Origin of the sequence: Bradyrhizobium sp. ma5, assembly GCF_042258955.1 — a bacterium.
In the GTDB taxonomy this organism is placed as follows: domain Bacteria; phylum Pseudomonadota; class Alphaproteobacteria; order Rhizobiales; family Xanthobacteraceae; genus Bradyrhizobium.
Genome location: NZ_CP170156.1, coordinates 8,242,627 through 8,256,727 on the forward strand (window position 1 = coordinate 8,242,627; position 14,101 = coordinate 8,256,727).

Below are 14,101 nucleotides of genomic sequence, written 5' to 3' on the forward strand. Positions count from 1 at the left end.
TGAAGAAACCTGGGGCAGCACAGCACGGCCAGGAGAACCACCATGCAGAAGCGAAATCTCTCCCTGATTGTAGCACTCACGATCGCGGGCATTGCCATGCCCGCGCACGCCCTGACGCGGGACGAGTTCATCGCGAAACTTCCGGCAGCCGGCTACGCGGATGCGGCTGCGGTCCAAACGCCGGCGGCGCAGACCCTGCGCGGTGTCGTCGATCGTGTCGATGAGCGCAACGACACACTGCTTATTCGCCTGTCGGCGGGCAGAACGAAGCCGTTCAGGGTGCAGGACGGCCTGATCTTCAATGCCGTCCGCTTCGGCGATCCCGTCGAAATCTCGGTGCAGACCATCTCGGGATTCCCGACCATCGTCGGGCTCACGAAGCAATAGCGCCGCGATCTGAAGCAAGAACCGTTCAACATTGGGAGAAGCCAATGACCATCAACACCGGACGCCGAGACTTTATCGCAGCGGCTGGCGTCGCCGCAGCATCCGCAACCGTGCTTGGCGTCAACCAGGCCGCAGCCGAAGCCAACCCGCAGACAGGAGCCAAAGCCATGTCCTATCAGGCAAAGCCGATGCCGTTCGATCCAAAATCGATCAGCGGCATCTCGGAGAAGATACTCGTCAGCCACTACGAGAACAATTACGTCGGCGCCGTGAAGCGGCTCAACGCCATCGGGACGCAGCTTGCCGAGCTCGACTTCGCCAAGGCGCCGAACTTTGTGATCAACGGCCTAAAGCGCGAGGAGCTGATCGCAGCGAACTCGATGATCCTGCATGAAGTCTATTTCGACGGGCTCGGCGGCGCGGGCAAGCCGAGCGGCGCGCTCGCCGAAGCGATCGCGCGCGACTTCGGCAGCATGGAGCGCTGGCGGACCGAATTCGCGGCCATGGGCAAGGCGGAAGGCGGCGGTTCGGGTTGGGTAATTCTCGCGTACTCGCCCCGCGACAAGCGGCTCGTCAACCAATGGGCTGCCGACCACACGACGACGCTGGCCGGCGGCCGCCCGGTGCTGGTGCTCGATATGTACGAGCATGCCTATCACATGGATTTCGGGGCCGCGGCGGCCCGCTATGTCGACATCTACATGGAAGCCATCCGCTGGGACAACGCGGTCAGATTGTACGAGCAATATTCGAAAGAAGTTTGAGGAGAGACGCGCGAAATTTCTTTCCAGGGAGATTTCAGGAATGACACCGACGCCCCCGCAGCGCAGCCGATTGGCAGAACTGGCACGCTATTTCCTACGCCTCGGCTTTCTCGGCTTCGGCGGCCCGGTCGCGCTCGTCGGGCAGATGGAGCGCGAACTGGTCGACGGCAAGAAATGGCTGACCAAGGCTGAGATGAAGGAATCGATTGCGATCTGCCAATCGCTTCCGGGACCGCTGGCGATCCAGGTCGGCATCTATGTGTCCTGGCTTCGCGGCGGCTTCTGGGGCGCCTGGGTCGGTGGATGGTGCTTCATCCTTCCCAACTTCGTCATCGTGGCTTCGCTCGGAGCGCTGTACGTCTACCTTGGCGATCTCCAACCGGTCACCGCGATCTTCTACGGCGTCAGTCCAGCCGTGATCGCGCTCATTCTTCACTCCTGTTACCGGCTGGCCAAGCTCGGCATGGAAGACTGGCTGCAATGGGCGATCGCGGCGGTTTGCCTGGCGGTCACGGTCATCCTCCAGGCCGAGGTTGCCCTGCTATTCATCGGCGCGGGCATCGTGGGCATTCTCTACTACGGCAAGCCGTTCAAACGCTCGCCTGCGATCCTGCCGGGAATTGCCATCGTGCCGGCGGCCGCCAGTCCGTTGGCGCCGGTTGCAAGCGGGTCTACGCTTTCAAAGCTGTTGCTGTTCTTCCTCAAGGCCGGCTCGCTGACATTCGGCAGCGGCCTCGTCATCGTGCCGTTCCTCGAGCAGGGGCTCGTGCAGCAATATGGCTGGCTCGACGAGCGGCAATTCCTCATCGCGGTCGCGATCGGCATGATCAGTCCGGGACCGGTGGTGATCACCGCGACCTTCGTCGGCTACCTTGTGGCGGGATTCTGGGGCTCGGTCGTCTCCACCATCGGCATTTTCCTGCCGTCGTTCCTGCTGGTGCTGATCGTTGCGCCACTGTTGGCACGGCATCGCGGAAACCCCAACGTACAGGGCTTTGTGAAGGGCGCCTATGCGGCGGCGATCGGCACCATCCTCGGCGCCTGCATCCTGCTCGGCAAGATCGCCATCGGCGACTGGCTGACAGCAGTGATCGGTATGATCTCGCTGGCCATCCTGTTCCGCTGGAAGGTGAGCAATCCGCTGCTGATCGCGGCGACCGCGGTCGTCGGCCTGATCGCGTATCCGTGGCTGCAACCGACCTGGGTGATGGTTCATTAGCCGCCGGCGGCATCCTGGCAGTGCTCTGGTTCAAGCGGCGCGGCCGATTTTGACGAGGCCGATAAGCGAAGTTGAAACACCGCTGCGTTATCGGCGTTGAGAACCTGCCCGCGGCTCGCTAGATCAGGAGCTGCCCCACCCGCCCCTGCGGCGCTGTCACACCCACCGAAGAGCTAAGCCAATGCGCCCCCACATCATCTGCCACATGGGCACGTCGATCGACGGCCGGCTCCATCCCAGCCGCTTCACCAAGCCCGCCGCCGGTATCCCGGCTGACGCGCTGCGCTCCCACTATGAGAGGATCCATGACGGCTTCAATGCCGATGGATGGATCATCGGCCGCGTCACCATGAACGAGATGGCCAAGGGGACGGAGCGGCAATTTGCCAATGCGCCGAAAGTGCCGCGCGAGCCGCATCTCGGCAACCGCGACGGCCGCAAGCTCGCTGTCGGCATCGACCCGTCGGGCCGCGTGCATTTCGGCAAGGACAATGTCGGCGGCGATCACGCCGTCGCGGTGCTCGGCGAACAGGTCTCGGACAGCCATCTCGCCGAGCTGCGCGAGGACGGCGCTTCCTACATCTTTGCAGGCCCCAAGGGCGACGATCTGGCGGGCGCGATGGCGCAGCTCGCATCACTGTTCGGCGCCAAAACGCTGCTGCTCGAAGGCGGCGGCGGGATCAATGGCGCGTTCCTCAAACAGGGACTGATCGACGAGTTCAGCACGTTGATCCATCCGGCGGTCGACGGCGTCGCGGGATCGCAGAGCATCGTCGACTATCATGGCCCGGACGGCGACCGCCCCGGCGCCGGGCAGTCGCTCCGGCTCACCCACTGCGAGACGCTGGAAGGCGGCATGGTCTGGCTGCGTCACGCCGTCGAGCACGCGCCGGGCTGAGAGAGGCCGCATAGCCGCGTTCCCTCTCCCGCGTGCGGGAGAGGGAACGCGGCGTTTGCTCAAGCCGGTGTCAGAACTTGTAGCTCAATGCGGCGCGAGCAACGCTGAACCTGTTCTCGCGGCTGGCATTGTAGCGGATCTGGCTCTGTAGCGGATCCGTGCCCTGGAACGTTGCCGTCGTGCCGCTGCTACCGAGATCGACATAGAGATATTCGCCGCGCAGCGTCCAGTTGTTGGTGAAGGCATATTCGAGGCCACCGCCGGCGGTCCAGCCGGCGCGGACGTCGGAGTTATCGCCAAGCCAGAGCCGCGAGAGGCCCGTGGAGAAGGCCGACGAATTGGCGATGTGGGTCTTCACTTCACCATAGGCCAGACCGCCTGTCGCGTAGATCAGCAGACGCTCGGCCGGCACGAAGCCGATGCGCCCGCGCACGGTGCCGAACCAATCGATCTTGCTGGTGTTCGCAATGTTGAAGTTTCCCGTCACGCCGCCAGGGAATGCGGCGGTGGTGCTTCCACCTCTGGAGGACTTCAGGTCGACATAGTTGAAATCGGCTTCCATGCCGAGGACGACCCTGTCGAGCTGATAATTGTATCCGAGCAGTCCACCAGCGGTGACACCGGCCTGGTTATTGTTCGAAACGGGCACACGGACGATGTTGCCGGGGGGATGATCGAGCTGACATTGCTGCTTGTCGCGATATCCCCACCATCATACCAACCGCCGCCCACATTCACGCCGGCGTAGAATCCGGACCAGTTGAACGCGGGAGCCACCAATGGCGGAGCCTTGGTCCAACTACGCTCCGGCAGGTCAGCGGCTGACGCCGCGTTCGTAAATTGCGTAATCAAAAGCAGGCAAGTCCCAACGATTGCAAAACGACGCACTTCCATTCCCCTTGTGGTTGCTGCAAGCCAGCGATACACGTCTCTGCCATGAGAAGGAAGGAATGCGACAGCATGTCTCATTCGATTCTTATTCTTTTCTGCAATCTGCGACCAAGTTGCAACGGCCCGCACTCACAACCTGTTGAGTGAACCGCCCGGAATCAGTCGGTGCCGAACCGGTAACCGCTTCTGCACCCCGCGACGAAGAACGCGACGCCGCGCGCAACATGCTCATCGAGCTCGGGATCGAGCGCCTTCAGGTCGACTTCGTAGAGAGCCCGCAGCAGCATCGGTACCGCGATGATGTCGAGGAACAGGCGTGCGGTGGTAGACAGGTGCTCCGGCGCGAAGGCGGGCAGCTTGCCGAGCTCGTCGGATTGCGTCAGCTCGCGCAGCAGGTGAACGCCGAGCTCGGTGGCGAGCGCGCGCGCCCTGCGGTTGACGGTGGCGGCGAGATCCGGGAAACGATGCGCCTCCGCGATCGCAAGCCGCATCAAGCCGATCCGGTCGGCGTCGAGGCCCCAGTGCAACAGGGTCGAGGCGACGCTGGTGAGACGCTCCTCCACCGTCGCGCCGAGCGGCGCGTCCGCCTTGAACTCCGCGATGCGTGACAGGATGTCCCGCGTCACCACCTCGGTGAACAGCGCGCGCTTGTCGCGGAAGCGCGCATAAATCGTGCGCTTGCCGGAGCGCGCGGCCTCGGAAATCTCGTCGATGCTGGCGCCTTCAAAGCCGCGCTCGAGGAACACCTTGCGCGCGGCATCGAGGATGCGGGCATCGACCTCGCCGGCCAATTCCTTCGGCGGCCGGCCGGCACGCACCTCGGCCGGCCTCGTCGCCGTCCTGGTCTTGGGCGCCCGCGGCGTCTTGAGGGTACTGGTGGTCATCGGTTTTCCCCGGGTTCCAGGGGCCGGTCCGGCCGGCAACGTCAGGCAATATAGCCCTATCACATCTCGTTGTAAATAGAACGGTACAGTTCCGTTTCTATTGACGCTGCGCCGCCGCGAGACTATTTGTCGCACAGAACGGAACGGTATCGTTCCCTTTTGCGAAGGCCTTGCAGACCTCGCCTGACAGCAGGAGCAGCCATCATGTTCGAAGACACTGTTTTAGAGCGCGACCAGGAAGGGCACGAGCGCATCGAGGGTTCGCCCTCGGCGCCGGCGCCCCACGAGCCCAACGTCACAGCCGAGCGGCCGGAGGTCACCGCGCGGGCTCCGGCGCAGGAGCGCCCCGCAAGCAGAGAGCCGGCCGCGCCGGAAACCGTTCCGCCGGAGGTCACGCCACAGCGGCGCGGCTTCCTGCACCGCCGTCCGGTGGTCTCCGCGATCGGCGCCGTGCTGCTCGCCGCCACGCTCGGCGGCGGCACCCTTTACATGAACTACAGCGAGCATTTCGAATCCACCGACGACGCCTTCATCGCGGCGCGGCAGTTCGCGCTCGCGCCGAAGGTCTCCGGCTACATCACTGCGGTCCCGGTCACCGACAACCAGCACGTCGCCGCCGGCGACGTGATCGCGCGCATCGACGACCGTGACTATCGCGTCGCGCTGGCGCAGGCCGAGGCGCAGATCGCGGCCGCCCAGGCCAGCATCCAGAATGTCGATGCGCAGCTCGACGTGCAACAGGCGCAGATCGCAGCCAACCAGGCCCAGGTCGACCAGGCGCAGGCGGCGCTGACCTTCGCCCAGCAGCAGGCGACGCGCTACCAGCATCTGGAGCAGACCGGCTACGGCACGGTACAGAATTCCGAGCAGTACACCTCGCAACTGCATCAGCAGCAGGCGTCTCTCCTGAGCGCGCAGGCGACCCTCAATCTCGGGCAGCGCCAGGTGGAATCGCTGAAGGCGCAGCGCAAGAGCGCGGTCGCCAACCTCGCCCAGGCCGAGGCGCAGCGCGACCAGGCAGAGCTCAATCTCTCCTATACGACGGTCACTGCCGCGCAGCCCGGCCGCGTCGTCAACCTTTCGGCCGCCGTCGGCCAGTTCGCACAGGCCGGTACCAATCTGACGATGTTCGTGCCCGACCAGACCTGGGTCACCGCGAACTTCAAGGAGATCCAGCTCGACCAGATGCGTCCGGGCGAGAAGGTGACGCTGAAGATCGACGCCTATCCCGGCCGCATCATCAAGGGCCATGTCGAGAGCGTGCAGCCCGGATCGGGCACCGCGTTCTCGCTGCTGCCGGCGCAGAACGCCACCGGCAACTACGTCAAGATCGTGCAGCGCGTGCCGGTCAAGATCGTGATGGACAACCCGCCGACCGACGTCGCGCTCGGCCCGGGCATGTCCGTCGTCCCGACGGTGCGGATCAACCCCGCGCCGTCACTGCTCGAGCGTCTTGGAAAGCTCTGATCCGGGGAGGCAGTCATGAGTGCAGCAGCAATTGATGCCAAAAGCCTCCCTGCTCCGAGCGTTGCCGTCAATCCCTGGCTGATCGCCATCGTGGTTGCGCTCGCGAGCTTCATGGAGGTGCTCGACACCACCATAGCCAACGTCGCGCTGCCCTACATCGCGGGCGGCATGGGCGTGAGCGAGGACGAAGCGTCCTGGGTGGTCACGACCTATCTGGTGTCCAACGCCATCATCCTGACCGTCTCGGGCTTTCTCGCGCGAATGCTCGGGCGCAAGACCTTCTTCCTGATCTGCCTCGGCATCTTCACGGTGAGCTCGGTGCTGTGCGGCTTCGCGCCCAATCTGAACGCGCTGCTGCTGTTCCGCATCCTGCAAGGACTCGGCGGCGGCGGCATGGTGCCGGTGGCGCAGTCGATCCTCGCCGACGCGTTCCCGCCGGCCAAGCGCGGCCAGGCGTTTGCGGTGTTCGGCATCGCCGTGGTGGTGGCGCCGGTGGTCGGGCCGACGCTCGGCGGCTGGCTGTCCGACAATCTGTCCTGGCATTGGTGCTTCCTGATCAACGCCCCGGTCGGCGTGTTCGCGATCGCGCTGATTGCAGCCGTGCTGCAGGAGCCCGCGAAGGCCAAAGGCGCACAGAAGGCCGCGCAGCTGCAGGACAACACTTTCGATTTCATCGGCTTCGCGCTGGTTGCGACCTTCCTCGGCGCGCTCGAGGTAACGCTCGACCGCGGTCTCGAGGACGACTGGTTCGGTTCGCCCTTCATCATCGCCTTTGCGGCGATCAGCGCCACGGCGTTCGTGCTGATGATCCCGTGGGAGATGACCCGCCGCAATCCGATGATCGACCTGCGCATGGTCGCGACCCGGCAGTTCGGCGCCTGCTTCCTGGTGATGCTGGCGACCGGTGCCATCCTGCTCGCGACCACTCAGTTCCTGCCGCAACTGGTGCAGCAGGATTTCGGCTACACCGCGACCTGGGCCGGCCTCGTGCTCTCGCCCGGCGGTGTGGTCACCATGGTGATGATGTTCGCGGTCGGCCGGCTCGCCGCCAAGGTGCAGCCGAAATATTTGATCGTCGCCGGCGCACTGGTGATCGCCGCCTCGATGTACAGCATGACCAACGTGTATGCCGATCTCGGCTTCTGGTTCATGGCGCGCTCGCGCATGCTGATCGGCGTCGGCCTGCCTTTGATCTTCGTGCCGATCATGGCGGCGTCCTATGACGGCATTCCGCCTGACAAGACCGACCAGGCCTCCGCGCTGATCAACGCGGCGCGCAACACCGGCGGCTCGATCGGTGTCTCGATCGTCTCCAACGTGTTGACCCATCGCCAGCAATTCCATCAGAGCCGGCTGGTCGAGCAGGTGACGCCGTCGAGCCCGCAATATCGGGACACGCTGCACCAGGTCACCGACTTCTTCGTGGCCCAAGGCAACTCGCTGGCGCAGGCGCACCAGCAGGCGATCCAGTGGATCGGGCAGCAGGTGCAGACCCAAGCCTCGTTCCTGTCCTACATGGACGCGTTCTGGGTCCTGATGCTGATCTCGCTGTCGGCGATCCCGCTGGCGCTGACCTTGCGCAAGGTCAAGCTCGGCGGTCCCGCCCCCGTCGGCCACTGACGAGTGCAGAGGCCAACTGCGATGCGCCCGCGCCAAAGATCGGCGCGGGCGTATTGATTCCGGATGGTCTCGACGCAGATCAAATGCCGCGCGTGGCGGCAATGATCGTATCCCGCAGCCAGCGGTGCGCCGGCAGATCGTCGAAGCGACGGTGCCAGCTCATGACGCTCTGCAGTTTCGATGCATCGAACGGCAGCTCCCGCATCTCGATCGGATAGGCGCGGCGGAATTCGAGCGCGAGCTTGCGTCCAAGGATCGCCACCATGTTCGATTGCACCAAGACCGCGCCGGCGGACAGATACGGCACATCTGACGCAATGGTGCGGTTCGCCTTGCGGGTCCGCAGCCAGGCATCGATGAAATCCAGATCCTCGCCGCTGGAGGTGATCGCAAGGTGCGGCAGCTCGACCAGCGTCTCGCCGGTCAGCTTCTTGCGCAAGGCCGGATGACCGGCCCGCAGCACCGCGACGAAGCGGTCCTCGATCAACCGGCAGGAGGCAAAGCGCTCGCCCTCCAGCGCGCGGGCGGAGATCGCGAGATCGAGCTCGGCGCGATCGAGCCGGTCGGCGAGATTGAGCGTCCCGCTCGGCACCAGCGTCAGCCGCACTTTCGGCGCCTGCGCGCGCACCGCTGCGATGATCGAGCCGGCCGCGACCACCGCGGCATAATTGTTGACGGCAATGGTGAAGCGCCGCTCCGCCTGCGCCGGATCGAAGCGATCCCCCTCGACCGCGAGTTGCAGCTCATTGAGCGCCTTGCGGACCGGCAGAGCCAACGCTTCCGCCCGCGGTGTCGGCAGCATGCCCGACGGCGTGCGGACGAACAGCTGGTCTTTCAGCGCATGACGCAGCCGGTTCAGCGCGTGGCTCACGGCGGGCTGGCTGATGGCAAGCGCGCCGGCCGCGCGCACCACGCTGCGCTCGCGCATGACGGCGTCGAACACCAACAGCAGATTGAGATCGAGATTGCGCATCCGCATGCCGTCATCATGCACGATGTGAATTGACGGATAAAGACAATTCATTTGAATAATATCGGTTCGAGGCCCAGCTTCCGGGCATGTCCGAAAGCCCGCACAGCGCAATCGCAGCCCGACCCCGTCGCGCCACCACGGGCGTGCTGGTCGGCGTCCTGGTCGCACCCGATGCCGCGTGCATCGCCATGCCGGAAACCTTCGCGCGCTGGCGCAGGCTCACGCCGCTGGCGACGTGGCTGCCGATCGAGCTTCGCGAAACCAGCTACGCCGGCATCCTGAGCGGCGTCGCTGCCGCGCTCGACCGCGTCGGGATGATCCCGCGGCAGCTGATCCTGCTCGGCGAGGGATCGGTCGCGCGGCGCATGCTCGAACTGGCGCTGCGGGGCGAGCTGCCCTGCGGCGGCATTGTTGCGATCGACGTCGCCTCCGACGCCCTGCCGTTTTCCATCGCCCCGACGGTGACCGCGATCCGGCTCGTCGTTCACCGCAACGACGATGCGCCGCAAGAAAGCCTGATCGGCGCGTTGCGCGCCGCCGATCTCGACGCGCGCATCATCCACCTCGATTTGACCGGCGGCCGCGGGGCGCAAACGGCTGCCGCGAGCGCAACTGAAACCTTTGTCCTGGAGCTGGTCGCAACGATCGGCCGCCGGACAACCGATGGAGTTGGTGACCGATGAGATCGAAGACCTTCAAGATCGCTTGCGCGAGCCTGGTGGCCGCCGCCGCAATCGGCGCCGGCGCCTACGTCGTGCATCGGCCGGACGGTGCAACGGACCATCCACCGGTGGCCCAATCGACGACCACCACATCCGTCGTTCCGGTGACGGCGGCGAAGGTGCTTCAGCATGATGTGCCGATCGTGCTCGAAGGACTTGGCACAGTGACGCCGATCAACACCGCGACCATCCGCACCCAGGTGCAGGGCACGCTCGACAGCGTCGATTTCGTCGAGGGTAAGCAGGTGAAGCGCGGCGATGTGCTCGCCAAGATCGACCCGCGGGTCTACGAGGCCCAGGTCGACCAGGCCGAGGCCGCGCTGGCGCGCGACGAGGCGAGCCTGAAGAACGCCAGGACCAATTTGGCGCGAACACAGCCGCTCGCCAATCGCGGCTTTGCGACCCAGCAACTGCTCGACACCCAGGATTCGCAGGTCACGCAGGGCGAAGGCACCGTCGCACTCGACAAGGCGGCGCTGGAAGCCGCGCAAACCCAGCTCAGCTTCGCCACGATCACGGCGCCGTTCGACGGCGTCACCGGCATCCGTCGTATCGATCCCGGCAACATCGTGCATCCGACCGACACCAACGGGCTTGTGGTCCTCACCCAGTTGCAGCCGATCGCGGTGATCTTCACGCTGCCGTCCGGCGAGATCCCGGGCGTGCGGCAGGCGCTGGCGTCCGGAGACGCCTCGGTCGACGTGTATGATGCACAGAACAAGCGCAAGCTCGACCACGGCAGCCTAATGCTGATCAACAACCAGGTCGACAGCACGAGCGGCACGGTGCAGCTCAAGGCGTCGTTTCCCAATGCCGGCAACACGCTGTGGCCCGGCACGTTCGTCAACGTCCATCTGACGATCGCGGTTCGTCACGACGCGCTCACCGTGCCGCTGACGGCGGTGCGCCAGGGACCGGACGGCGGCTTCGCCTATGTGGTCGGAGCGAACAACGTCGTCAGCGTCCGCAATGTCACGACAGGGCAATCGCGCGACGGGCAGGTCCTGATCGAGCAGGGCCTCGCCGCAAACGAGACCGTCGTCACCGCGGGTCAGTACCGGCTCAATCCGGGAACGACGGTCGAGATCGTGCCCGATGACAAGAAAGACCAGGTCCAGGACGCAACGACCGCAAGCGCAGGCATGCTGCCATGAACATCTCCGCAGGTTTTATCCGTAAGCCCGTCGCCACAGCCTTTCTGGCCATCGCCATCGTGCTGGTCGGCATGATCGCCTTCGTGCGGCTGCCGGTCTCGGCGCTGCCGACGGTGGATACCCCGACCATCCAGGTCACCGCGCAACTGCCCGGCGCCGATCCGCAGACCATGGCGTCATCGGTCGCGACGCCGCTGGAGCGGCAATTTGGGCAGATCGCAGGCCTCACCGGCATGAGCTCGAGCAGCGGGCTCGGCAACACCCAGATCACGCTGCAATTCGCGCTGAACCGCAGCGTCGATGCGGCCGCGCAGGACGTGCAGACCGCGATCGATGCGGCATCGGGACAATTGCCCAAGACGATGCCGTCGCCGCCGACCTTCCACAAGGTCAATCCGGCCGACGTGCCGGTGCTGCTGATCGCGCTGATGTCGGACACCGAGCCGCTGACCAAGGTCGACGATTATGCCGACAGCATCTTGGCGCAGAAATTGTCGCAGGTGCCGGGCGTTTCGCTCGTCACCATCGGCGGCATGCAAAAGCCCTCGATCCGGGTGCAGGTCAATCCAGCCAAGCTCGCTGCCGCGGGGCTCGATCTCGAGCAATTGCGCACCACGCTCGGCAACATCACCGTGAACCAGCCCAAGGGCGTGCTTTACGGCAGCCAGCAGGCCTATACGCTCGCCACCAACGACCAGGTGCTGGTCGCGAGCAAGTATGACGATCTGATCATCGCCTATCGCAACGGCGCGCCGGTCCGCCTGCGTGACATCGGGCATGCCGTGGTGGCGGCCGAGGACATCACGCTGCATGGCTGGTACAACGACAAGCCCGCCATCGTCCTCGCGATCCAGCGCCAGCCCGGCGCCAACGTGATCAGCACGGTGGACGGCATCAAGAAACTGCTGCCGCAGCTGGTGTCGAGCCTGCCGTCGGACATCAAGGTCCAGATCGCCTCCGACCGCACCCAGACCATCCGCGCCAGCGTCGCCGACGTTCAGCTCACTCTGGTGCTAACCATTGCGCTGGTGGTCGGCGTGATCTTCCTGTTCCTGCGCAATCTGTGGGCGACCATCATCCCCGCGGTCTCGGTCCCGATCTCGCTGATCGGCACCTTCGGCGTGATGTATCTGCTCAACTACAGCCTCGACAATCTGTCGCTGATGGGCCTCTCGATCGCGGTCGGCTTCGTCGTCGACGATGCCATCGTGATGATCGAGAACATCTCGCGGCATATCGAGGAAGGTCTCTCCCCAATGCAGGCCGCCCTGAAGGGGGCCGGCGAGATCGGCTTCACCATCATCTCGATCTCGGTCTCGCTGATCGCGGTGTTCATTCCGCTGCTGCTGATGGGCGGGGTGATCGGCCGCATGTTCCAGGAATTCGCCGTCACGGTGTGCGTCGCCATCGTGGTGTCGGTGATCGTCTCGGTGACCCTGACGCCGATGATGTGCGCCTATCTGCTGTCGCCGCACCAGGGCGCCAATGCCGGAGTGGTGTCGCGCGCGCTGGAACGCGGCTTCGTTGCGATCCAGGCCGCCTACGAGGCCGTGCTCGCCAAAGCACTGCACTTCAAGGCCACGACCATGTCGATCATGCTGGCAAGTGTCGTGGTGACCGGTCTGCTGTTCGTGGCCATCCCCAAGGGCTTCTTTCCCCAGCAGGACACCGGCATGATCACCGGCATCACCGAGGCCTCGGCGGACATCTCGCCGGCGCAGATGGCGACGCTGCAACGCAGTGTCATCGATATCATCGCGAAGAATCCCTCGGTTGCCAATGCGACCGGCTATATCGGACCGGGCGGCCCGACCGTGACCGAGAACAACGGCCGCCTGTTCGTGCTGTTGAAGCCGCGCAACGAGCGCAATGCATCCGCCGATCAGGTGATCCGGCAGCTCGACACCGAGTTGCAGAAGATCAAGGGGATGTCGGTGTTCATGCAGGCGACGCAGGACATCAATCTCGCCAGCCGCCTGTCCAAGACACAGTATCAGTTCACCCTCACCGACGTGAACCAGGACGAGCTCAATCTGTGGGCCGGCAAGCTGTATCAGAAGCTGAAGACGCTGCCGGAACTGGCCGACGTCGCCACCGACCAGGCCAACGCTGCGCGTCAACTCAAGCTGCAGATCGACCGCGATGCGGCCTCCCGCCTCGGTATCGATCCGGCCGCGGTGGACAACACGCTCTATGATTCATTCGGCCAGCGTCACGTCGCCCAGCTGTTCACGACGCTCAACACTTATTACGTGATCCTCGAGGTCGATCCGTCGTTCCAGCTCGGCCCCTATGCGCTCAACCGCATCTACGTCCGCTCGTCCGCAGGCACGATGGTGCCCCTGAGCCAGATCGCGAGCATCGATTACGGCACCGCGCCGCTCTCAGTGAACCACCAGAGCCAGTTTCCGTCGGTCACGCTGAGCTTCAATTTGGCGCCGGGCACGGCAGTGGGGACCGCGGTCGCGGCAGTCCAGAAGGCGACCGCCGACCTGCACGTGCCATCGACCGTGGTCACCAGCTTCCAGGGCAACGCGCAGGCGTTCCAGGCAGCGCTCGCGTCGACGCCGATCCTGATCCTCGCCGCTGTTGTCGCGGTCTATCTGATCCTTGGCATGCTCTATGAGAGCACGATCCATCCGATCACAATTCTCTCGACGCTGCCGTCCGCCGGGCTTGGCGCACTGCTCGCGCTGTGGGCGTTCGGCTTCGGGCTCGACGTGATCGGGCTGGTCGGCATCATCCTGCTGATCGGCATCGTGCAGAAGAACGGCATCATGCTGATCGATTTCGCGCTCGAGGCCGAACGCCACCAGCATCTCCCCGCCGAGCAATCGGTCTACATGGCCTGCAAGGCGCGCTTCCGACCGATCCTGATGACGACGATGTGCGCGATGCTCGGCGGCGTTCCCTTGATGATCGGCACCGGAACCGGATCGGAGCTGCGCCAGCCGCTCGGCTTTGCGATCGTCGGCGGGCTGATCGTCTCGCAGCTGATGACGCTGTTCACGACGCCGGTCGTGTACATCTATCTCGACGGCTTGACCCGCTGGTTCGCCAAGCTGCGCCCTAATGCGCGGAGGACCGCACCACACAAACCCGAGGTGGCGTTATGACCTGGC

General features: G+C 64.7%; 12 protein-coding genes. 9 read left to right on the plus strand and 3 right to left on the minus strand.

The genetic code is table 11. The features are described 5' to 3' along the window. Positions 1 to 42: 42 nt before the first annotated feature. The 4 genes from ACE103_RS38980 to ACE103_RS38995 all read left to right on the plus strand — a co-directional run bounded on the left by ACE103_RS38980 (position 43) and on the right by ACE103_RS38995 (position 3,268). Positions 43 to 387, plus strand: coding sequence for a hypothetical protein (locus ACE103_RS38980; RefSeq protein ID WP_375777295.1), 345 nt, complete (start codon positions 43 to 45; stop codon positions 385 to 387). Between the two features lie 167 nt (positions 388 to 554). Further along, positions 555 to 1,151, plus strand: a complete 597-nt coding sequence (locus ACE103_RS38985) for a superoxide dismutase (RefSeq protein WP_375781269.1) — start codon at positions 555 to 557, stop codon at positions 1,149 to 1,151. Between the two features lie 40 nt (positions 1,152 to 1,191). Further along, a complete protein-coding gene (gene chrA / locus ACE103_RS38990) occupies positions 1,192 to 2,370 on the plus strand; it encodes a chromate efflux transporter (RefSeq protein ID WP_375777296.1) in 1,179 nt (392 codons plus the stop codon). 181 nt (positions 2,371 to 2,551) lie between these two features. Then, positions 2,552 to 3,268, plus strand: a complete 717-nt coding sequence (locus ACE103_RS38995) for a dihydrofolate reductase family protein (RefSeq protein ID WP_375777297.1) — start codon at positions 2,552 to 2,554, stop codon at positions 3,266 to 3,268. Between the two features lie 70 nt (positions 3,269 to 3,338). On the opposite strand, the gene ACE103_RS39000 is transcribed toward ACE103_RS38995, so the two are convergent. After that, entirely contained in the window at positions 3,339 to 3,917 is a 579-nt protein-coding gene (locus tag ACE103_RS39000; protein ID WP_375777298.1) for an outer membrane protein, read from the minus strand. Between the two features lie 400 nt (positions 3,918 to 4,317). Continuing rightward, a complete protein-coding gene (locus ACE103_RS39005) occupies positions 4,318 to 5,043 on the minus strand; it encodes a TetR/AcrR family transcriptional regulator (protein ID WP_375777299.1) in 726 nt (241 codons plus the stop codon). A 204-nt stretch (positions 5,044 to 5,247) separates the two neighbouring features. On the opposite strand from ACE103_RS39005, the gene ACE103_RS39010 reads away from it, so the two are divergent. Continuing rightward, positions 5,248 to 6,510, plus strand: coding sequence for an HlyD family secretion protein (locus tag ACE103_RS39010; protein WP_375777300.1), 1,263 nt, complete (start codon positions 5,248 to 5,250; stop codon positions 6,508 to 6,510). A 15-nt stretch (positions 6,511 to 6,525) separates the two neighbouring features. After that, complete coding sequence (locus ACE103_RS39015) at positions 6,526 to 8,130, plus strand: DHA2 family efflux MFS transporter permease subunit (protein ID WP_375777301.1); 1,605 nt, start codon at positions 6,526 to 6,528, stop codon at positions 8,128 to 8,130. 79 nt (positions 8,131 to 8,209) lie between these two features. Here ACE103_RS39015 and ACE103_RS39020 read toward each other — a convergent pair whose 3' ends face one another. Continuing rightward, complete coding sequence (locus ACE103_RS39020; protein ID WP_375777302.1) at positions 8,210 to 9,154, minus strand: LysR family transcriptional regulator; 945 nt, start codon at positions 9,152 to 9,154, stop codon at positions 8,210 to 8,212. 35 nt (positions 9,155 to 9,189) lie between these two features. Between ACE103_RS39020 and ACE103_RS39025 the strand changes: the two genes are divergently transcribed. Genes ACE103_RS39025 through ACE103_RS39035 form a run of 3 tightly spaced genes read left to right on the plus strand, consistent with a single transcriptional unit; the run spans position 9,190 to position 14,095 of the window. After that, positions 9,190 to 9,786, plus strand: coding sequence for a hypothetical protein (locus tag ACE103_RS39025; protein WP_375777303.1), 597 nt, complete (start codon positions 9,190 to 9,192; stop codon positions 9,784 to 9,786). After that, entirely contained in the window at positions 9,783 to 10,979 is a 1,197-nt protein-coding gene (locus tag ACE103_RS39030; protein WP_375777304.1) for an efflux RND transporter periplasmic adaptor subunit, read from the plus strand. Before ACE103_RS39025 ends, ACE103_RS39030 begins: the two co-directional genes overlap by 4 nt. Further along, on the plus strand, positions 10,976 to 14,095 hold the full coding sequence (locus ACE103_RS39035; protein WP_375777305.1) for an efflux RND transporter permease subunit: 3,120 nt from the start codon (positions 10,976 to 10,978) through the stop codon (positions 14,093 to 14,095). Before ACE103_RS39030 ends, ACE103_RS39035 begins: the two co-directional genes overlap by 4 nt. The last annotated feature ends 6 nt before the right edge of the window (positions 14,096 to 14,101 follow it).

Coding starts and splice junctions, on each gene's coding strand:
- ACE103_RS38980 (WP_375777295.1), top strand. CDS start 43: ATGCAGAAGCGAAATCTCTCCCTGATTGTAGCACTCACGATCGCGGGC.
- ACE103_RS38985 (WP_375781269.1), top strand. CDS start 555: ATGTCCTATCAGGCAAAGCCGATGCCGTTCGATCCAAAATCGATCAGC.
- chrA (WP_375777296.1), top strand. CDS start 1,192: ATGACACCGACGCCCCCGCAGCGCAGCCGATTGGCAGAACTGGCACGC.
- ACE103_RS38995 (WP_375777297.1), top strand. CDS start 2,552: ATGCGCCCCCACATCATCTGCCACATGGGCACGTCGATCGACGGCCGG.
- ACE103_RS39005 (WP_375777299.1), bottom strand. CDS start 5,043: ATGACCACCAGTACCCTCAAGACGCCGCGGGCGCCCAAGACCAGGACG.
- ACE103_RS39010 (WP_375777300.1), top strand. CDS start 5,248: ATGTTCGAAGACACTGTTTTAGAGCGCGACCAGGAAGGGCACGAGCGC.
- ACE103_RS39015 (WP_375777301.1), top strand. CDS start 6,526: ATGAGTGCAGCAGCAATTGATGCCAAAAGCCTCCCTGCTCCGAGCGTT.
- ACE103_RS39020 (WP_375777302.1), bottom strand. CDS start 9,154: ATGAATTGTCTTTATCCGTCAATTCACATCGTGCATGATGACGGCATG.
- ACE103_RS39025 (WP_375777303.1), top strand. CDS start 9,190: ATGTCCGAAAGCCCGCACAGCGCAATCGCAGCCCGACCCCGTCGCGCC.
- ACE103_RS39030 (WP_375777304.1), top strand. CDS start 9,783: ATGAGATCGAAGACCTTCAAGATCGCTTGCGCGAGCCTGGTGGCCGCC.
- ACE103_RS39035 (WP_375777305.1), top strand. CDS start 10,976: ATGAACATCTCCGCAGGTTTTATCCGTAAGCCCGTCGCCACAGCCTTT.